Source organism: Pedobacter sp. AC212 (assembly GCF_979258625.1).
Window position 1 is genome coordinate 181,152 of the sequence record NZ_OZ409870.1, and the last position, 21,261, is coordinate 202,412.

Annotated in this window: 19 protein-coding genes; 1 reads left to right on the forward strand and 18 read right to left on the reverse strand. The window is 38.1% G+C overall.

Features of this window, described 5'->3' with window-relative positions; all coding sequences use genetic code 11:
- Positions 1-302: 302 nt before the first annotated feature.
- From ispF to ACZZZC_RS00765, 3 genes are all read right to left on the reverse strand, one after another.
- Positions 303-782 (reverse strand): 2-C-methyl-D-erythritol 2,4-cyclodiphosphate synthase, encoded by a 480-nt coding sequence (gene ispF, locus ACZZZC_RS00755; protein ID WP_463484394.1) that lies wholly within the window; start codon positions 780-782, stop codon positions 303-305.
- Between the two features lie 50 nt (positions 783-832).
- On the reverse strand, positions 833-2,020 hold the full coding sequence (gene porV / locus ACZZZC_RS00760) for a type IX secretion system outer membrane channel protein PorV (protein WP_463484395.1): 1,188 nt from the start codon (positions 2,018-2,020) through the stop codon (positions 833-835).
- Positions 2,021-2,214: 194 nt separating this feature from the next.
- A complete protein-coding gene (locus ACZZZC_RS00765; RefSeq protein ID WP_463486385.1) occupies positions 2,215-4,803 on the reverse strand; it encodes an AsmA-like C-terminal region-containing protein in 2,589 nt (862 codons plus the stop codon).
- Positions 4,804-5,053: 250 nt separating this feature from the next.
- Here ACZZZC_RS00765 and ACZZZC_RS00770 point away from each other — a divergent pair, with 250 nt between their 5' ends.
- On the forward strand, positions 5,054-6,733 hold the full coding sequence (locus ACZZZC_RS00770) for an SUMF1/EgtB/PvdO family nonheme iron enzyme (RefSeq protein WP_463486386.1): 1,680 nt from the start codon (positions 5,054-5,056) through the stop codon (positions 6,731-6,733).
- Between the two features lie 59 nt (positions 6,734-6,792).
- Here ACZZZC_RS00770 and ACZZZC_RS00775 read toward each other — a convergent pair whose 3' ends face one another.
- The 15 genes from ACZZZC_RS00775 to nuoF form a co-directional block, all read right to left on the reverse strand.
- Positions 6,793-7,293 (reverse strand): acyl-CoA carboxylase biotin carboxyl carrier protein subunit, encoded by a 501-nt coding sequence (locus ACZZZC_RS00775; protein WP_463486387.1) that lies wholly within the window; start codon positions 7,291-7,293, stop codon positions 6,793-6,795.
- Between the two features lie 4 nt (positions 7,294-7,297).
- Positions 7,298-8,017 carry a DUF4159 domain-containing protein gene (locus ACZZZC_RS00780; protein ID WP_463486388.1) on the reverse strand — a complete coding sequence of 240 codons (720 nt, stop codon included), beginning with the start codon at positions 8,015-8,017 and terminating at the stop codon, positions 7,298-7,300.
- A complete protein-coding gene (locus tag ACZZZC_RS00785) occupies positions 8,014-8,718 on the reverse strand; it encodes a 16S rRNA (uracil(1498)-N(3))-methyltransferase (RefSeq protein ID WP_463486389.1) in 705 nt (234 codons plus the stop codon). The genes ACZZZC_RS00780 and ACZZZC_RS00785 overlap by 4 nt, the downstream gene beginning before the upstream one ends.
- Positions 8,719-8,726: 8 nt before the next feature.
- On the reverse strand, positions 8,727-10,151 hold the full coding sequence (locus ACZZZC_RS00790; RefSeq protein WP_463486390.1) for a hemolysin family protein: 1,425 nt from the start codon (positions 10,149-10,151) through the stop codon (positions 8,727-8,729).
- Positions 10,151-10,702, reverse strand: coding sequence for an inorganic diphosphatase (locus ACZZZC_RS00795; protein ID WP_056850782.1), 552 nt, complete (start codon positions 10,700-10,702; stop codon positions 10,151-10,153). The genes ACZZZC_RS00790 and ACZZZC_RS00795 overlap by 1 nt, the downstream gene beginning before the upstream one ends.
- Positions 10,703-10,710: 8 nt before the next feature.
- Positions 10,711-11,361, reverse strand: coding sequence for a DedA family protein (locus ACZZZC_RS00800; protein WP_463486391.1), 651 nt, complete (start codon positions 11,359-11,361; stop codon positions 10,711-10,713).
- Positions 11,362-11,409: 48 nt separating this feature from the next.
- A complete protein-coding gene (locus ACZZZC_RS00805) occupies positions 11,410-12,783 on the reverse strand; it encodes an NADH-quinone oxidoreductase subunit N (RefSeq protein ID WP_463486392.1) in 1,374 nt (457 codons plus the stop codon).
- Between the two features lie 3 nt (positions 12,784-12,786).
- Complete coding sequence (locus ACZZZC_RS00810; protein ID WP_463484403.1) at positions 12,787-14,250, reverse strand: complex I subunit 4 family protein; 1,464 nt, start codon at positions 14,248-14,250, stop codon at positions 12,787-12,789.
- A gap of 20 nt (positions 14,251-14,270) precedes the next feature.
- Positions 14,271-16,172, reverse strand: coding sequence for an NADH-quinone oxidoreductase subunit L (gene nuoL / locus ACZZZC_RS00815; RefSeq protein WP_463484404.1), 1,902 nt, complete (start codon positions 16,170-16,172; stop codon positions 14,271-14,273).
- Between the two features lie 13 nt (positions 16,173-16,185).
- Entirely contained in the window at positions 16,186-16,515 is a 330-nt protein-coding gene (gene nuoK / locus ACZZZC_RS00820; RefSeq protein ID WP_010601897.1) for an NADH-quinone oxidoreductase subunit NuoK, read from the reverse strand.
- Positions 16,515-17,018: an NADH-quinone oxidoreductase subunit J family protein gene (locus ACZZZC_RS00825; protein ID WP_463484405.1), complete on the reverse strand. Its 504-nt coding sequence runs from the start codon at positions 17,016-17,018 to the stop codon at positions 16,515-16,517. The genes nuoK and ACZZZC_RS00825 overlap by 1 nt, the downstream gene beginning before the upstream one ends.
- A 146-nt stretch (positions 17,019-17,164) precedes the next feature.
- Complete coding sequence (locus ACZZZC_RS00830; protein WP_010601899.1) at positions 17,165-17,668, reverse strand: NuoI/complex I 23 kDa subunit family protein; 504 nt, start codon at positions 17,666-17,668, stop codon at positions 17,165-17,167.
- A gap of 2 nt (positions 17,669-17,670) precedes the next feature.
- Entirely contained in the window at positions 17,671-18,708 is a 1,038-nt protein-coding gene (gene nuoH, locus ACZZZC_RS00835) for an NADH-quinone oxidoreductase subunit NuoH (RefSeq protein WP_463484406.1), read from the reverse strand.
- The gene (locus tag ACZZZC_RS00840; protein WP_463484407.1) at positions 18,708-19,718 is read right to left on the reverse strand and encodes an NADH-quinone oxidoreductase subunit G; all 1,011 of its coding nucleotides are present in this window, start codon (positions 19,716-19,718) and stop codon (positions 18,708-18,710) included. Before ACZZZC_RS00840 ends, nuoH begins: the two co-directional genes overlap by 1 nt.
- Before the next feature lie 172 nt (positions 19,719-19,890).
- The gene (gene nuoF, locus ACZZZC_RS00845; RefSeq protein WP_056850774.1) at positions 19,891-21,258 is read right to left on the reverse strand and encodes an NADH-quinone oxidoreductase subunit NuoF; all 1,368 of its coding nucleotides are present in this window, start codon (positions 21,256-21,258) and stop codon (positions 19,891-19,893) included.
- Positions 21,259-21,261 lie beyond the last annotated feature (3 nt).

Sequence of the window (21,261 nt, forward strand, 5' to 3'; positions counted from 1 at the left end):
GGAACGTTTCATGACCTTCAGTTGAATTAATAGAAGCCTGCAATTCGTCATCTTTGTGAGATCAATTATGGAAACCATCGCTCAGCAATTCTGTTAGACAGAACCTTTGCAATAAGAGTCAGCACCTTGCAAACTATGAAAATGAATACTGTTGCTGCTTTGTAGTCCCGGTTGAATCGTTACCCTGCAGTGAAGAAGCATGACGAGCGAAGCCTGCCAACCGTAGGCAGGTATAAAAGCGCAAAACGAGCATAAATTTAATGTTTTAAACTGGTTTTGCGCTTCAAAATATTTATTGGAATTTATACTTTTTCGATTAAACAAACGGCGTAGGCGACAACGCCCTCTTCCCTACCTACAAAACCCATCGTTTCATTTGTGGTAGCTTTAATCGAAATATCTTCTGTGCTAATTCCGATTGCTTCAGCGATATTTTCTTGCATGGCCGGAATGTGAGGATTGATTTTTGGAGCTTCCAAACAAAGCATAGCATCGATGTTTCCCACTTGCCAGCCTTTATCAGCCAATAATTTAACTGTTTCTTTTAGCAGGATAATGCTGCTTATTCCTTTCCAGCGATCATCGGTATTTTTAAAATGAAAACCAATATCGCGAAGGTTAGCAGCGCCTAGTAAAGCATCGCAAATGGCGTGAAGCAAAACATCAGCATCCGAATGGCCAAAAGCGCCCTTATGATGATCTAACGTTACACCACCAACTACAAACGGATGTTGATCTTTTAGTTGATGCACATCGAAACCAAAGCCTACTCTAATTTTCATTGGAAAAAGATTAAATGTTTAACTGAATATTGGAAAACTTTATGAAAATCTTATCTAATGATTTTCTTATCGCCAAAGTTAAACAAAAGACCGAAACGGAGCGTGTTGGCCAGTGGACTTGTTTGTGCGTTTGCTAACAAATACGAGAAATCAATATTGAAAACGTTGTATTTCAAACCTAAACCCAGGGTAAAATATCTACTATCACCTTTTAATGGACTTTGATAATTATATCCTGCCCGCAAAGCAAACTGCTGGTTGTACCAATATTCTAAACCCGTCGAAATTCCAACCTCTCTGAGTTCTTCGCTAAAACCACCTGGCGCATCAGAGAACGAGCCAAAAATACCAGCAGGAACAGAACGATTTGGATCTCTACCACTAATAATATTGTTGTTCGAATCGTAAATAGGCTGGGTTGGAACCAACAATTTATTAAAATCGAGCGCTAAGGTAAAGGTGCTATAATCATCAACAACAATAGTCGAGGCCCCGCCAAGTTTAAAATTGGTAGGTAAGAAAAAATTCTCACCGCCGTCAGAATAGCTCATTTTTGTACCAATGTTTGAGATATTGGCACCTGCAGATAACACAGCCTGCTTTCCGAACATGGTTGTTGCTGTTTTATATAATCCAGAAACATCTACTGCTACTGATTTACCTCCGCGTACCTGGCCTGAAGAAGATAACTGACCAGAGGCTAAATTTGAATAAATATATCTAACGGACGAACCTAATGAAAATTCCTCGCCAAAGCTTCTGGCGAATGAAACATCAAATGCCAGTTCGTTAGGGTTTGCAATACCTAAATCTTGCTGATTAAGATCTGTTAATTGAATAGTACCTAACGAAAAATAGCGTAGTGAAGCACCAATAGTATTTCGATCATCAAGTTTGTAAAAGCCACTTAAATATGCAAGATTAATATCAGGCACCAAACTTTTCAACCACGGACTATAAGAAACTGAAAAACCGTAGGGTCTATCGATAAATGCCAATTTAGAAGCATTTATACTCGCCGAATTTACATCGCCTGAAACGGCAACACCTGCATCACCCATTGCACCGGAACGAGCATCCGGGGTAATCAATAAAAAAGGAACCGCTGTTACAATGTTGTTCGATTCGCTACCGTTGGTTTGAGTTGTACCTATAACCACTTGTGCATTTGTTTTACCAAATACCAAGGCCAAAGAGAGTGCAGAAAAAGCAAGTTTAATGATGTACTTGAAATTCATCCTTTAAAGGTACGTAATTTTAGATCTTCGGGACATTGTTATTCTGCAGATTAGTCTGATAACGCAAAACCAAAAATTATATTTTACCAAATTACGAAATATGTGATTATTTAATCACTTAAGCTGCGATTTTTACAGTTTCGTGAAACCATAAAAATCGTAACTATTAACTAACTAGGCGCTTACGTATTTAATTATTTGTTCTTCTTTTTAAATAAATTATTCAATTTATCAGCAATAGCATCTTTAACCTTTTCTGTAGCTTTAGCTTTAACGGTATCAATTTTAGCCTGTGCCTTTGTTTGTAATTCGGCCTTTTTCTCTGCGATAACAGAGTTTACAGCATCTTTTGCAGCTAACTTTGCATCTCCAGCACCATATTTTAAGCCAATAGTTGGTTTCAAAATTGTTCCGCCTAAAACTGCGTTTACTTTTATTGTTTCACTCATGGATACATTTGAACCCACTTTACTGTTTAATTTTGCAATCATCGCATTTGCAGTTTCATTTGCCTTAGCACCAAGCATTGCCCGAGGTACGTTTAAGGCTAAATCGTAAGCCATCGTTTGGTCCAATCCGTTTGAACCTTGAACATTCATAACAATGCCATCCTTTTTAATATCGAAAGGAGCAACATTTAACCGGCCATCTTTAATTTTAAATTTGGTAATCACATTGTTCAGCTCCAGCTTCTTTAATTTATCAGAACTCAATGCCGAAGCCAACTTATTTAACGGTTCGAAACCCGCAACGGTAGCTTGAATAATATCTGCCAAACCATCGGCATTTATACTGGAATATACGGGCATCATGTTTTGATCCAAATCTGAATTGAACTTTAGGTTGGTAGAAAATACCCCTTGTGCAAATTTGGCTACCGGCGCTAGCAACTTTATTGTATTGAAAGCACCAAATGCCTTTTGAATACTCATCTTCTCGATACCAAAATCAACATCAACTTTTGGTTTTTTCGGATCCAAAGTAGCATAATATCCGTTCATTTTCACAGTACCATCAAGCATATTCATGCCCATGTTTTGAAAGGTAATTGTTTTATTTTTTACTAAGAGTGCTCCCTGAGCATTTGTAATATTGTAGGTATCGTACAGCACTCTTCCAGCCTTCGCGGCAACTTTAAAATCGATATTTCCTGGAACTTCAAACACTGATAACTTGGAAGTGCTTTTTTTAGCATCACTTTCTGCTGTTGCCGATTTGGGTCCCATTAACTCATTTACATCAATTAAGTTTGATGACAAATTGAAGTTACCCTGTAGCGCTTGGTTCTTTTTGAAAAAATAACTGAGGTAATTATTTACAGATCCGTTAGCGGCGAAATCACTTTTGCCCACTTTCGCAGTTAAATTACTCAACGTTATGTTTTTAGGGCTAAAAGTCATTTTTGCTGTCGGCACACTAACGGGCATCGGTACATTTTTACCTGAATAAGTAAAGTTGCTTGCCAACATTTGTCCGGATGCCTTGAAAGCTTCATATTGCCCTTTATCGATTGAAGATTTGCGGCCTGCTGCCTGAACATCAGCATCCAAAATCCCTGTTAAAGTCATATCCTTCATCGGGAATATTGCAGTCAATTGTTTCAAATCCAATTTACCCTTCAATGCCATATCTACAAATGGGTCTGTTGTTGGATTTTTCAAAAGCAATCTTCCATCAACAGGCACATTGCCAAACTCCAAATGGAAGGCCGGCACATTTACTACAGTATGATCCATTACGCCATCTGGGTTACTGATGTTACATTTAACTTGAATATTATTGATTGCTGAAGGTAGCGTTGGGTATTTTATTTTTCCATTTTCAATGGAGAGATTAACGTCAAATGCGGGCAGCGACTGCTCGTTGTAAGTGCCTTTTGCAGTTCCATTCATAGTAAATTTTCCAGTCGCTTCCATATCCTTAAAGTTCGAAGCATAAATAGCCGGAATTAATGAAAGGAAATTTTTAAGTTCCGATTGTTTAGCATCAAATTTCAAATCCATGGTAATATCATTCTCATTTGGCATAGCCAGATAACCAACAGCAGATAGAACAAGCTCATTTAATTTGATTTTATTTTCAGCAAAAGTGAACTTCATATTTTTCATATCAATATCAATCGGCAACTCTGCATCCAGCTTTACTTTATTCAAATAAGGAATTCCACCGTATTTGACAGTCAGTTTTTCAATATCAGATTGTGTTTTTAGCGTAAACAAATCTTGTGTGAAATCTCCTTTACCGTTATGATTAAGGGTTTTCAATTCCATAAAGAAACCAAGAGAAGCATCATCATAGGTAATATTGCCATTCACAATAGCATATTTTTGCAAGGCAACATTAAATGCTGTTTTAGCTGTATCATTGTTATTTGCAGCCGAATCTTTTTTCATGATATCCCAATTCGTCTTTCCACTTTTTAAAACCTTGGCATAAATTGTAGGTTCATACAGATCTACGGATTTGATTTGATAGGTTTCGCCTTTAATTACGCTCAATAAGTTAACATTTAATTGCAATTGTTTAACATTTGCAAGTGTATCTTTAGCAAAGCTGTCGACACCGATGATAGTCAAATCGTTGATTTTTATCCCCAAGTTGGGGAAAGAAGTAATCAAACTTAAATCCAGGTCTTTAAAATCTACCTTGGCATTTATACTTTTATTAATGGTTGATTTCAGTTTAGCATCAATCTCTTTTCTAAAAAATGTTGGAATGGCAGCAGCAGCGGCAAGTAGAATTACAATGAGGGCAACAATTACTATGGAAATTTTCTTAAACATGGGTTAATCCTTTAAAAATATAATGTTTGGGCATATAGCTTGTCAATAAACGAACCAAATTAATAAAGCTTATCTGCAACTTAATCTCAAATAAATCGACGAAAAATTTAAAAGACACAATACTTCATAAAATAATACGTTATGGGATAAAAATATAATCGGTATTTTATTGTCACAATATTTATATATTCACTAAAATTGCTTAATTTTATCAGTTGAATCGTCATTTGGCGATTGTCCCCTGTACTATATGAAAAAACTTATACTTTATTCTTTTACTTGTTTGTCATTAGCGGCATTGCTAAGTGCTTGTAGCTCCAAGGGAGGCAACAGTTCTAGCAAAACAGGTGTTCCTTATGCAGATCGGAAAAGCAAAACGAACCAATCGGGTGCTTTTGCTGTGGCTACTCAATACAAAAGAGCACCAGGACCTGGATTAATTCCTATTGAAGGTGGTGTTCTGGTGGTAGGCGGAAGTGCTATCGAAGTTCCTGGTGTCGAACCAAACATTTACAACTACAAAAGACAGGTAACTGTGCCTTCGTTTTACATGGATGAAACTGAAGTATCAAATACCGACTGGTTGGAATATCTGCACTGGATTAGATATAACTTTCCAGAAGATCAAGAATTTTATTACAATGAGTTGCCTGATACTTTGGTTTGGCGTAGTGCATTATCATATAACGAGCCTTATGTAGACAATTATTTGCGTCACCCGGCTTACCGCGATTATCCAGTTGTTGGAGTTTCATGGGAGCAAGCTTCTCGTTATTGTCAGTGGAGAACCTCACGAGCCAATGAGTTTATTTTACGCGAAAAAGGTATTTTAACAGATTATAAAACTTTAGCTGGCGGAAACACAGGCAAGAATGGTGCAGCAACTGCAGCCGCAACGCCAAGACCAGATAAACCTTTTAACACCGATGCTTATATTAATGGCCAGTACGATGATAAAGGTAAAAATGCGCCAATAGATTACAATACAAAAGCTGGTGCCGCTACGGGTACAGCTGGCGCTACAGCCGGTGGCAAAGGAAATAATCAACCAAGAAGAACGGCAACGTTGGAAGACGGCGTAATTATGCAGCCTTATCGCTTGCCTACAGAGGCGGAATGGGAATATGCTGCGTTAGGCTTAATTGGTAATACTGAGTACGAAAACATCAATCAAAATAAAATTTATCCTTGGAACGGATTAGGTGTGAGTTCTGCAGCTAAAAAAACCAGGGGTATGATACAAGCCAACTTTAAAAGAGCACCCGGCGATTATATGGGTGTTGGCGGATCATTGAATGATAAGGGAGATTTAACAGTGCCGGTAATTCAATATACACCTAACGATTTCGGTTTATATAATATGGCTGGGAATGTGAATGAGTGGGTAAATGATGTTTACAGAACAGGTACCTTCACTGATGCAGATGCCTTTAATCCTTATCGCGGTAACTATTTCGAAAACAAAAAGTTGGATAATGCGCAAACTGGCAAAATTGCCTTGGATAAATATGGGAATCCGATAAAAGAAAATGCTTATTCAGGTAGAAAACAGACCTGGGCAGAAAAACAAGCACAGGCAAAACGTGTAGATTCAATTTCGAAATCGACTGATCCGCAAAGCGCAACTGCAGCTACAAGCTACCAGGCCGATCAAAGGGGTTATAGAGATAAACAGAACCTGCTTTTAAATGAAGAAGGTGTAACGTTGATCAATGATAAATCCAGGGTATACAAAGGCGGTTCATGGAACGATATGGCTTACTGGTTAAATCCAGCAACCAGACGTTTCTTGTCACAAGATGAATCATCAGCAGAGATAGGTTTCCGTTGCGCTATGACCATGTTAGGCGCTCCAGAAATTAGCACCTCAGGAAAAAGAAGTTTTAAAACCCCTCCTCCACGACCATACCGGGTGAGTAGAGGTAAATAACAGAAAAGTCCTAATTCGTAATGAGTTGGGACTTTTTTTTATAGCTTATAATTCTTGGTTTATTTAAATTGGATCAGTACCTGATTTTTCTCTACCTTATCACCCTTATTGATCAGCACTTTTTTAACCACTCCATCAGCTGAAGATTTTAAGATATTTTCCATCTTCATAGCTTCCAAAACCAATAGGTTGTCACCCTTTTTAACTTCTACATTTTCCTCAACCATTACATTTAATACCAAACCTGGCATTGGCGCCTTTATCTCTGAAATTTTAGTTCCAACTAAATTATCCATACCCATTTGTTTCAGCAACTGATCAAACTGATCTTCAACCTTAATTTGATAGGTTGCGCCATTTACTTTAATGGCACAGGTTTTATTAGCGCTGTCAACTGATATGACTTCAGCGTTGTACGATTTCTTTTGATAAAGAAGATGCGAAGAACTGTTACTTAGTTTAATGGAATCCAAAGGAACTTCTTCTCCATTTAATTTAAAAACGTTATGGTTAATTTCAATATCATACTGAAACTGATCGTTAACTTTTACTTTATACATAGCATTATTGTGTTAAAGCATACTGAACTAAATTAGCGCCCATTTTAAGCGCCTTGTTGCGGGTTTCCTGACTATCCTCAGGGTATGTACCAAAATCTTCCCAGCCATTCCCCAAATCGCATTCAAATGTATAGTAGCAAACCACTCTCCCTTTATAGATCAAAGCGAAACCTTGTGGCCTCTTGTTATCATGCTCATGAATTTTGGGCAAGCCACCCGGAAACTTGAACTTTTGGTTGTAAATGGCGTGGTTCGACGGTAACTCAACGAAATTCAGTTCTGGGAAAACTTTTTTCATTTGAGGTCTAATGAATTTATCCAATCCATAATTATCATCAATATGCAGAAACCCTCCACCTGTTAAATACTGTCTTAGATTTTTAACATCCTGATCACTGAACACCACGTTTCCATGGCCCGTCATATACACGAATGGGTAATTGAAAAGTTCTTTCGAGCCTACTTCTACAATACTTTCTTCAGGGTAAAAATTAGTTTTTAGATTGATATTACAGAATGAAATTAAATTTGGAAGTGCGGTACGGTCGGCATACCAATCACCACCGCCACTGTACTTCAGCTTCCCCATTCGGTAGGAAGGAACCATGAAAGAAGTAAGAATAAAGAGTAAAAAGCAAGGAATAAGGATAAACGAGCAAAAGAGCAAACGCTTCAACGATAATAAACCTTTAACTTTCAACTGATAACTTTCAACTCCTTTCATCGGTTAAGGTAATTGATTTCAAAACAAACAGAAAGTGCAGCCGTTTCGGTGCGCAACCTGTTATCTCCTAAAGTTAACGGTTTAAAGCCTTTATTCAAAGCTAAATTAACTTCTTCGGGGCTGAAATCTCCTTCCGGGCCAATAAGAATTAAATATTTTTGGTGCGGTGTAACGAGCTCTGAAATATATTTCTTGTCGTTTTCATCAATGCAATGCGCTATTAGCTTATTTCCTTCAGAAGGAAGGTTAAGAAAAGCATTATAGGAAATCGCTTCATTTAGTTTTGGATGATAGGCTTTGATGGATTGCTTGACCGCAGAAGTAATAACCTTGTTTAATCGATCTTCTTTAACAATACGTCTTTCAGATCGATCGGTAATAATTGGGGTTATTTCATCTATACCAAGTTCAGTGGCCTTCTCTAAAAACCATTCCATACGATCGATATTTTTTGTAGGTGCGACCGCGATGTGTAAATAGTGATTTCTTTTATGAAATTCGGTTTCTACTTTAAGAATGGATAAACTTACTTTTTTGGGATTATCAGAAATGATTTCGGCGGTGTAAAAACCACCTCTTCCATCTACTAAGTTTACTACAGTTCCAACTGATAGTCGCAATACCCTAACGCAATGTTTGCTTTCCTCTTCATTAAGCGTATAGGTATCGTGAGTAATATCTGGCGTATAAAAAATATGCATTGTTGAATTTAATGATTATCAACTTGATCTTCTTCATTAATCACCAATTCCAGTTTAATAGTTTCAATGTTTTGTTCTGTTTTCTTTAAGATAGTAAACAGATAACCATAAGATTCATTGCTTTCGCCAACCTCCGGAATCCGTTCAAAAACATGCGAAACCAGACCACCAACGGTATCAAAATCTTCATCCTCTGGCAAATCATGTGGCAAATGCTCATTCACATCATAAACCGTTGCAAAAGCATTTACAATAAATTCGTTATCAGATACTTTTTCTACTAAAGGTTTTTCTTCATCGTATTCATCCTGAATTTCACCTACCAGCTCCTCCACAATATCCTCTAAGGTAACCATCCCGGCTGTACCGCCAAACTCATCTAAAACAATGGAAATTTGAATGCGGTTGCTTTGCAGTTCGCTCATTAAATCGTTAATTTTCTTTGTTTCTGTAACGAAATAAGGTTTGCGAATGATATCATTCAGTGTCCAATGTTGATTCCCGGAAGCAACTAATGGCAGAATATCCTTGGCGTGAATAATCCCGACAATTTTATCCATTATCTCATCATAAACGGGAAGGCGGGAATAGCCTTCAGCAATGATTTTATTGATTACTTCTTCTTTCGAGGATGACAATTCGATACCTGAAATCTTGGTACGCGGAACCATAATGTTCTTTACTACACGCTCATTAAAATCAAATACGTTTTTAATAAGTTCGTGCTCATTATTATCCAATGCACCACTTTCCTTACCCTGATCTAACAAGTATTGAAGTTCTTCTGTACTGTGCAACGATTCGTGACCTGCAGAAGTATCGATACCAAATGGCTTCAGAATTACTGCAGCTAGGCTATTTAAAGTCCAGATGAATGGCTTAAAAACCACATAAAAAATCTGCAATGGAACGGAAACAAACAAAGTAGTGGCCACTGGTCTTTGTATTGCAAAAGATTTAGGCGCCAACTCACCAAATACGATGTGCATTACGGTGATTAAAGAAAAAGCTACTATTGTTGATGCGGTATGTATGGTGGCATCACTAAAACCCCATTCGAGGCTATCAAAAAGATTTTTGAAAATAGTATGCATAACGCCTTCACCTACCCAACCTAGGCCAAGTGATGCAAGCGTTATACCTAGCTGCGTGGCTGCTAAATAACCATCTAAATTATGGATGATTGTTTTAGCCATTTTACCAACCCGGCTACCTGTTTTTGCTTTTATTTCAATTTGAGAGGCCCGGACCTTTACAATTGCAAATTCTGCTGCAACAAAGAATCCGTTTAGTAAAACTAAAAATAATGCTAGAAATAACCTCCAACCTACAGATGTAGTATCAGGTTCTTCTAAAGCAACCAAAATGGTATTGGTGGGCAATATTGCACTTAACTCTAAATTTAAAAACAAGCAGGCCGTGGGTAAATCCATTATGCTAATTCTCTAAATGTTGTGTTGTAAAGTTCTATACTTTCTTTAATAACTTTATGAGCATAGCGAACACCTAACAAATGTTCGATAGTAACATTTTTCTCTTCCAGTGCTTTATAATCTTGAAAGAAACGAACAATTTCTTTCATTTGATGTGGTGGCAATTCATCCAAATCGTTGATGTAGTTTACAGACATATCATGTGCTGCAACCGCAATAATTTTATCGTCCTGCTCTCCATTGTCAACCATGTGCATTACGCCAACAACTTTGGCTTCAATTAATGTCATAGGGTAAACATCAACAGAACAAAGTACAAGAATATCTAGTGGATCTTTATCATCACAATAAGTTTGTGGGATAAAGCCATAGTTAGCCGGATACATTACTGATGAAAAAAGAACCCTGTCTAACTTGATTAGTCCGGATTCTTTATCTATTTCATACTTGGCTTTTGAGCCTTTAGGAATTTCAATGATTGCGTTTACAATTTCTGGAACGTTTTTACCAGGAGATACGCTATGCCATGCGTGATGATCGTCTTTTGCCATTTTTTAATTTAATCTTTCTTTTCCCCATCGGGGATTTTAACTTTACTTTTTACAAAGGTAATCAATAAAGGTATAGTTGTGATAACGATAAAGCCAATAATAATATATAATAAGTAATCGTTTATCTCTTTTTCAAATCTTTTGCCTAAAAAGTAGCCTAACAAAGTGAGCGAGCAGATCCATAAAATTCCACCAACAATATTATAGAAGGCAAACTTTTTAAAGTCTAATTTTACTACTCCAGCAAAAATCGGTGCAAAAGTTCTTACAATTGGAACAAATCTACCCATGATCAATGCGAAGGCACCTTGTTTGTTATAATATTCTTCTGCTGCTTTTAAATATTTCTTTTTGAAAAAGAAACTGTCTTTTCTGGTATACAGTAGTGGGCCAGTTCTGCGCCCAAACCAATAACCCGTAAAATTTCCAGAAATTGCGGCTACACATAAGCCTGCTAAAAGCACTGCAATATTAACATCAAGTTTTCCGGTAGCTACGAACATTCCGGCAAGAAACAGCAGATAATCGCCAGGAAGGAAGAAACCAAAGAATAGGCCAGTTTCTGCAAAGATGACAAATACTACAAGATAGAAACCGCCCTCCCTCAATAATTTTTCGGGGTCAATTAAATGTTGTAGGTGGTTCCAGAAATCCTGCATATTTCAATTATTCGTAAAACTACAAATAATTATCTAACAAGTGCATACCTATATCAGGTTTAAAACGATTGCAGGATAAATACCCAAAATTAGCGTAATCGCCACTGATACTGCTAAAACAATCTTGTATTGTGCAGGTGTAGAAAGCTCTGTTTCAACTCCATCTTTAAACCATACTGCCACAATAACCTTGAAATAGTAATAAAAACCTACCAAAGCATTTAATATCGCGAAAGCAACCAATAGCATCTTGTACTCGCCCATTACATTAAGAAACATTAAATATTTCCCAATAAAACCTGCGGTTAAAGGAATACCTGCTAATGATAACATGGCAATCGTTAGTGATAAAGCAACTAAAGGATTCTTCTTTCCTAAGCCATTGAAGCTTTCAAAGCTATCGCTACCGGTTTTTTGTTTCACTAATATTAATACCGCAAAAGCGATAATTGATGCAAAAGTATAGGCAGCTGCATAAACCAAAACATTGTTTTGAGAGTGCGGACCGATTACAACCAAAGAGAATAACAAGTATCCTGCGTGAGAAATGCTCGAATAGGCCAACATCCGTTTGAAATTCTTTTGGAATAACGCAGTAACGTTCCCAATAAATAAGGTTATACAAACAATTACGATAAGTGGTGCAACCCAGAAATCGTGAAGTGGTGCAAAAGCATCAGCAAATAATCTTAAAAAAGCAGCAAAACCTGCCGTTTTAACCACTGTACTCATAAACGTAGTGATCAAAGTTGGCGAACCTTCGTAAACGTCTGGAGTCCAGAAGTGGAAAGGCGCCGCTCCTACTTTAAAGCACAAGCCAATCATCATCAAAATTACCCCTGGATAGAAGATTGGAGAAACTGCTTTGCTATTGTCAACTAAGTAAGCTTGAATTTTATCTAAATCGAATGAGCCGGTGGCACCGTAAATTAATGTGATCCCAAACAACAAGAAACCTGTTGAAAAAGCGCCCATCAGGAAATATTTCAATGAGGCTTCGTTTGATGCAAAATCCTTTTTACGAATACCCGCAAGGATGTACAAACTTACCGACATGATTTCCAGTCCTACAAATAACATCGCCATATTTTTGTACGACACCATCATAATCATCCCCGCAAGGGCGAAAAGAATTAAGGTATAATATTCTGCTATGTTATCGCTTTTTGAATGAAAATAATTTTGAGTCAACAAGAAAATTAAAAGTGTGCCAACGATACAAACAGCCGAAAATGCCAAAGCGAAATTATCAGTTTGCATCATTCCGAAATGAACAGCATTGCCATCCCATGCAGCAGCAGTGAAGCCTAATGCAGTAAGTAAGCCAACAACGGTAAGCGGCAATAATGCTTTCTTTGCTTTAAACAAACCTGCGTAAAGTACAATAAAAGCGGTTATACTAATGGTTATAATAATATTCATTGCTTATTTTACTGATGTTAATTTTTGATTTACCTGTTCTAATAAATGTTGTACAGATGCCTCTGTTAAGTGCAATAGTGGTTTTGGGTATACACCGAAAAAGATAATTAAAGCACAGATAATATAAAGAACCAATTTCTCAGTCCCTTGAATGTCGGTAAACGTGATGGTTAATTCGTTTGTTTTTCCAAGCATTACATTTTGGTACATGCGCAACATATAAACTGCTCCGAAAATGATGGTTAAGCCTGCAACTGCAGCTGCCCAAATGCCGTAGTTATAAACGCCCATCAACAATAAGAATTCTCCAATAAAACCATTTGTTCCTGGCAAAGCGACTGTACCTAAAACGATGATTAAGAAAACAATTGCCAGTTGTGGTGCTGATTTGGCAATACCACCCAATTCTTCAAGTTTATTGGTTTTGGTTCGAGAAAAGATAATATCCAAAACGAAAAATAAACCTACCACGTTAATTCCGTGACTTAACATTTGCACCATCGCTCCTTGCAGACCCTGCTGGTTTAAGGCGAAAATACCGGCAGAAATAAGTCCAACGTGAGCAATAGATGAGTAAGCAACTAGACGTTTAGCATCTTTCTGCGTAAAAGCAATTAGTGAAGCATAAACAATACCAATGATAGATAAAACCATCACCAGGCCAGACCAATCCTGAACGCCTGCAGGTACAATTGGTAATAACCATCTGATTACACCATAAATACCCATTTTTAACATGATACCAGATAATAACATGGTTCCCTGAGTTGGAGCTACTGTGTAAGTATCCGGTTGCCAGGTGTGAAAAGGGAAAATCGGCATCTTAATCGCGAAAGCAATAAAGAACGCCCAGAAGATCCAGCCTTGTTGTGCGCTATCTAAGTTTAAAGCATAAAATGCCTGAATATCGAAGTTCTGTGCAGGATTCTGCAAATACAAATAAATAATCCCCATTAACATAAACAATGATCCTGCAATCGTATAAACGAAGAATTTCATGTTGATGCGTACCCTATCTTTACCTCCCCAGAATGCACAGATGAAGTAAATTGGAATTAATGCAGCTTCCCATCCAATGTAAAATAAGAAAGCATCCATAGCAGTAAAAACCAATAACAATCCTGACTGCATGAATAAAATCAATGCATAAAAAGCGGCTGGGTTTTTATAATCATGTCTGTAGCTAGATAAAATGATAATTGGAATTAACAAATTGGTAAGCAATACCACCAATATGCTGATCCCATCGATACCGGCATGAAAACGAATGCCTAAATCTGAAATCCACGGCAGGTTCGCTTCAAACTGCGTACTGGCATTTGGAATAAAGTTACAGGCGATGAACAAGGCCAAGCCTAAAGAAGCGACCGAAATTACCGTCGATACTATTTTGGCAGATTGACCCGCAAATGCCGTAATGATAGCACCCGCAAGCGGAAGAAATATAAGTAGTAAAAGTTGTTCCATTATTTATTTTTGAACCCTTTTTATATGTAATAAAATGTATAAGCAAGCAATGCGATGATACCAGCTACCATCATAAATATATAGAAACCAACGTTTCCACTTTGTAATAAACGAACTCCTTTACTTGCCTCGTTTGTACTCCAGCCTAGTCCATTCACAATCCCATCAATAAATTTCGTGTCGATAATTCTGTAGAAAAATCTCGAGAAAGCATCTAAAGGTTTGGTGATGATGAAATCGTAAATCTCATCTAAATAAAATTTATTGTAAGATAATTTTGCCAAAGCAGAACGCGGTGCTGCATCAGCCACAGGAACACGAGCACCTTTAACATATCTGGTGTAAGCGTAAAGCAAAGCGATGATCGCGGCTACCACTGAAACACCCATTAAGGTAAATTCCGTTGAATGACTTAATTCTAATTCATGTTGTGCAACGCCGGCACCGCTTAACCAATGTGCCAACCATTCGTTTCCGCCGAAAACGTGAGGAATGTTGATCGCTCCACCAATTGCAGCTAATATTGCCAGGATGATTAATGGAATAGTCATCGCTTTTGGCGACTCATGTACATGACTTTCTTCGTGATGTGTACCTCTGTATTTTCCAGAGAAAGTAAGGAACATCATTCTGAACATGTAAAAAGAAGTTAAGAATGCGGTTAACACACCAACTCCCCAAAGGATTGGGCTTGCCTGGTACGCATTTGCCAAGATTTCATCTTTAGAGAAAAATCCTGAAAATGGTGGTAAACCTGCAATCGCAATCGTACCAATCATCATCGTTAAGAAAGTAACAGGAAGTTTTTTCCTTAATCCACCCATGTGGCGCATATCTTGCTCGTGGTGCATGGCATGAATTACTGACCCAGCGCCTAAGAATAGTAATGCTTTGAAGAATGCGTGTGTTAATACATGGAAAAATGAACCCGTATAAGCGCCAACGCCTAAGCCTAAAAACATGTAGCCCAATTGAGATACCGTTGAATAAGCCAATACTTTTTTAATATCTGTTTGTGTTAACGCAATAATTGCGGCAACTAAAGCAGTTGTAATACCTACGATGGCAATGATGTTTTGTGTAAGCGGTGCTAAATCGAACAATACGCTAGAACGGGCAATCATGTAAATACCTGCAGTTACCATCGTTGCTGCGTGGATTAAGGCTGAAACTGGCGTTGGGCCTGCCATTGCATCTGGCAACCAGGTAAATAATGGCAACTGAGCTGATTTACCGCAAGCTCCAATAAACAATAGAATTGTGATTAAGAACAAAGTATTTTGTCCAGGTAACATGTTCGCCGCCTGAGGAAAAACTTTTGCAAATTCTACACTTCCGAAAGTGGTAAAAATTAAGAATACCCCTAACAAAAAGCCCAAATCACCAATACGGTTCATTACGAAAGCTTTTTTAGCTGCTGATGCATAAGCGCTGTTTGTATACCAGAAACCGATTAATAGGTAAGAGCATAAACCTACACCCTCCCAACCGATAAACATCACGATATAGTTTGAACCCAATACCAATAAAAGCATGAAGAACACAAACAGGTTCAGATAAGAGAAAAATTTTCCGAATCCTTCATCATCATGCATGTAGCTGGTAGAATATAAATGGATCAAGAAACCAATTCCAGTGATAATCAAAAGCATGATTGAACTTAATGGGTCAACCAGAAATGATAATGGAATATGTAATGTTCCTGCGGTAATCCAATCGAATAAAAATACTTCGTGAGATTTTTGTGTATCGCCTTGTAAACTAAAGAAAATAACTACGCTGATAATGAAAGAGGCCAAAATTACTCCACTTCCAATAATACCAACAAGTCCTTTAGATAAAGATTTTCTGCCCAGTCCGTTGATTACAAATCCTAAAAAAGGAAGTAACGGAACTAACCAAATCAATTGTTCTATTGTCATTCTTAATATATATTTACCACTTAAGGCGATTTAAAACATTAATATCTATCGATTTTGTATTTCTGTAAACCATTACGATAATCGCCAAACCAACTGCAACTTCTGCAGCGGCAAGCGCCATAATAAAAAATACGAAAACCTGCCCTGATGGGTCATTGCTATGTACAGAGAAAGCTGTTAAAAGCAGGTTAACTGCGTTTAACATCAACTCAACAGACATAAAAATTACGATTGCGTTTCTACGGGTTAATACGCCAATTACACCAATTGTGAAAATAATTGCACATAAATAGATGTAATGATTTAGCGGAACGCCTGCCATTTGTGTAGTTAAATTTTCCATTATGCCTCTACCTCATCTCTTTTAGATAATAAAACTGCTCCAACCATTGCTGCCAATAGTAATAGAGATGATAATTCGAATGGCAATAAGAATGGTCCAAAAAGCTCTTTTCCTAAATTCTCTACCAAACCTAATCCTTGATTTTTCAAAATTAAAGGGCTATTGATCGTTGCCGCTTTAAAAGACCCAACTAAGGTTACCACAAGGCAACACCCTGCAATTACACCTACAATTTTAATCAATGGTGATTTCACGGGCTCGGTTTCGTTATTCAGGTTGAGGAGCATCAGTACAAATAAGAATAATACCATGATGGCCCCCATGTAAACGATGAAGTTTACAACGGCCAAAAATTGTGCGTTCAATAGTACATAATGTACCGTGAAGGTAAAAAAGGTAAGGATTAAGTATAAAACGCTATGAATTGGATTTTTTGCAAAAATCACCATCAGCGAAAAGATGATACTTAATGTGGCTACGAAATAGAATACTTGTGTACTCATTAATTTGTTATTTGTTTGTACTCCTCGTCATTGCGAGGCACGAAGCAATCTCATTTTTATTGCCATTGCTTTAGGATTGCTTCGTTCCTCGCAATGACGGATTAGGTTATTTGTTTGGTCCTTCGACGAGCTCAGGATGACAACTATTATTTTTTCATCTCTAACGGAGCCTCAACCAATTTGTCTTTTCCGTAAATAAAATCCTTACGTAAATAATCAGCTGGTACAATTGGTCCGTCTAAATAAATTGCCTCTTTCGGACAAGCCTCTTCACATAATCCACAAAAAATGCAACGCAACATGTTGATTTCATAAGTCGCTGCATATTTTTCCTCACGGTACAAATGTTTTTCTTCTGGCTTGCGTTCGGCCGCAATCATGGTAATTGCTTCCGCAGGGCAAGACAGTGCACATAAACCACAAGCTGTACAACGTTCTTTTCCATTCTCATCACGCTTCAGGGAATGCATTCCTCGGAAGTTTGCAGAAAATTCGCGTTCTACTTCCGGATATCTTACTGTAGCCTCTTTTTTGAATAAGTGGCTGATGGTGATGCCCATACCCTTTGCAATTGCAGGTAGGTACATACGTTCCATGAAGCTTAAAGGCTTCTGTTCCAGTACTTTTTTCTTGTTACTTAATGATTCCATAATTAAAACTTCTCTATAATCGCAATCACAACCCCAGTTATTATAATGTTGGCAATGGCCAAAGGTATTAAACCTTTCCAACCTAAATTCATCAATTGATCGTAACGGAAGCGAGGGATTGTCCACCGTACCCACATAAAGAAAAAGATGAAGAAAACGATTTTCACAAAGAATACTCCAACACCAAATAATGGCGCCCAAGTCGGACCAAGCAAAGTTGCCATGTAATCCATTCCAGGATAGTTGTAGCCACCGAAATATAAAGTTGCCATTACTGCCGACGAAACAAACATATTAATGTATTCGGCAAAAAGGTAAAAACCTAACTTCATTGACGAGTATTCGGTATGATAACCACCAATTAGCTCAGTTTCACACTCTGGCAAATCGAAAGGCGCACGATTGGTTTCAGCAAAAGAACATACCATAAAGATCAAAAATCCAAGTGGCTGATATAAAACATTCCAACGCCAGCCATGCTGCTGATCAACAATTTCTTTAAGACTTAAAGTGTTTGTCATCAAAAGCAAAGCGATGATAGATAACCCCATTGCAATTTCATAACTGATATTTTGCGATGCGGCACGAATAGCACTTAACAAGGAATATTTGTTGTTTGATGCCCAGCCGCCAATCATTACGCCATAAACGCCCAAAGAAACCACGCCGAAAATGTATAAAACACCAACGTTGATATCGGCAACTTGAAGCGGCACAACTTTACCGCCAATTTCCATTGGGCTACCCCATGGAATAACCGCTGTACCAATACAAGCACAAAGTAAGGCCAAACCTGGCCCAACAATAAATAGCCATTTGTTTGATGTTGTTGGAATAATTTCTTCCTTCATAAACATCTTCACACCATCGGCTAAAGGTTGCAGAATACCAAAAGGACCAGCTCTATCCGGACCTAAACGATCTTGAAGATATGCAGCCACCTTACGCTCTGCATAGGTAGAATACATGGCAATTACCAAACTGATACCGAAAATTACGGCAACCAGAATAAATTTTTCAATGATAAAACCTGTATCCATTAGTATTTAACTGTTTTATGTAATTCAATTTCATTTGCAGCTTGTAACGCCTGATTTGGCTGAATAACATGCAAAGGTTTCAATGTTTCGTAATGGTTTGATGCAATTACCGAAGTATCATCAATGTGAGTAGGTTGTTCGATAACCCAATCTGATGTTGCTTTTTTATCGAAACGACATGTGTTGCAGATAAACTCTTCCACTTCGCCAAATTTGTCTTTACGGGCAGTAACACGTAAAACATCTTCTCCTTTGTACCAAAGCGTTACTTTACCATTGCACTTTTCATGGTCGCAATCGCGATGCGCATCAACTGGTTTAGTAAACCAAACACGGTTTTTGAAACGGAAGGTTTTATCAGTTAAAGCGCCCACAGGGCAAACATCGATGACATTCCCCGAGAAATCGTTATCAACCGCATGCTGAATATAGGTAGAAATTTCTGAATGGTCGCCACGGTTTAAAATTCCATGAACGCGTTTATTTGTAATTTGATCAGCAGTAAAAACACAACGATAACACAGAATACAACGATTCATATGCAACTGGATTTTATCACCAATATCGATACGTTCGAAAGTGCGACGCTCAAACTCGTAACGTGTTTTCTGCAATCCGTGCTCGTAACCTAAATTTTGTAAATCACATTCTCCAGCCTGATCGCAAACCGGGCAATCTAAAGGGTGGTTTATCAATAAAATTTCCACCACACCTGCACGTGCTTCTAGAACTTCTGGTGAAGTAATATTAAGCACTTCCATACCATCCATTACTGTTGTACGGCAAGATGCAACCAATTTAGGCATTGGGCGCGGGTCTTTTTCCGAACCTTTTGTTACCTTAACAATACAGGTACGGCATTTACCACCACTGCCTTCTAACTTAGAATAATAGCACATTGCTGGCGGAACAATATCACCTCCAATTTGCCTTGCAGCATTTAGGATAGTGGTTCCGTTATCAACCTCTACTGTTATCCCGTCTATCGTAACCTTAACTTTTTCACTCATGGTTAATGATAATCTTTATTTTTTTTGCTTTATGCCGTCATTGCGAGGCACGAAGCAATCTTTCCTATTTTGTACGCATTGCATTAGGATTGCTTCGTTTCTCGCAACAACGCGGTGCTTAAAATATCGCATTAATTCTCGTCTCCAAGAATCAATCTCCTCACTTGTCTGTCTACTTTTCTTCCGTTACCGGAGCTTTTTCTATCGGGGTAGCGTAGTTTGCTAAACCATAATTTTGCTGCTGACTCTTAACCGGCTCTTTAATGTGCCATTCAAACTCATCTCTGAAATGACGGATGGCACTCGCCACTGGCCAGGCTGCCGCATCTCCTAATGGACAAATCGTATTTCCTTCAATTTTACGTTGAATATCCCAAAGTAAATCTACATCATCCATTGAACCATGGCCATGCTCGATTTTGTGCAATACCTTCTCCATCCATCCAGTACCTTCACGGCAAGGCGAACATTGTCCGCAACTTTCGTGATGATAGAAACGAGTGAAATTCCAGGTATTGCGAACGATACATTGATCTTCATCAAAAGCGATAAAACCGCCCGAACCCATCATGGTTCCGGTAGCAAATCCGCCCTCTGATAAAGATTCGTAACTCATTAAACGAGGTTCGCCATTGGCTAACTTCAAAGTTAAATTAGCAGGCAAAACCGGAACAGATGAACCACCTGCAACCGTTGCTTTTAACTTCTTGCCATTTGCAATACCACCGCAGTATTCATCAGAATAAATAAATTCTTCAACTGGTAAGCCTAATTCGATTTCATAAACACCTGGTTTAACTAAGTTACCAGACGCTGATATTAATTTTGTACCTGTACTTCTACCGATACCTATTTTTGCATACTCATCACCACCATCATTGATAATTGGTACCACTGCAGCAATCGACTCTACGTTATTTACTACCGTTGGACAACCATATAAACCTGCAATTGCAGGGAATGGTGGTTTAATTCTTGGATTACCTCTTTTTCCTTCAAGTGATTCTAACAATGCAGTTTCTTCACCACAAATGTAAGCGCCACCACCCGGCTGAACATATAATTCTAAATCGTAACCTGTTCCTAAAATGTTTTTACCTAACAATCCAGCAGCTTTTGCCTCCGCAATTGCCTTTTCCAAAATACGGATCTGAGGCATCATTTCTCCACGAACGTAGATGTATGAAACTTTTGCCCCCAAGGCAAAACTAGATACAATCATTCCCTCAATTAAAGCATGAGGAATATAAGTCATTAGATAACGGTCTTTGAAAGTTCCTGGCTCAGACTCATCGGCGTTGCAAACCAAATAACGGGCAACACCTTCTGGTTTAGCCAAAAAGCTCCATTTCATTCCCGTTGGGAAACCCGCACCACCACGACCACGTAAGCCTGATTTCTTTACTTCTTCAACAATCTCTTCAGGTGTTAAAGTTTTAAGGGCTTTTTCCACAGCACGGTACCCGCCTTTTTGGCGATAGACCTCAAGTGTATTGATGCCTGGTACGTTTATATGCTCAAGTAATAATTTGCGACTCATTGT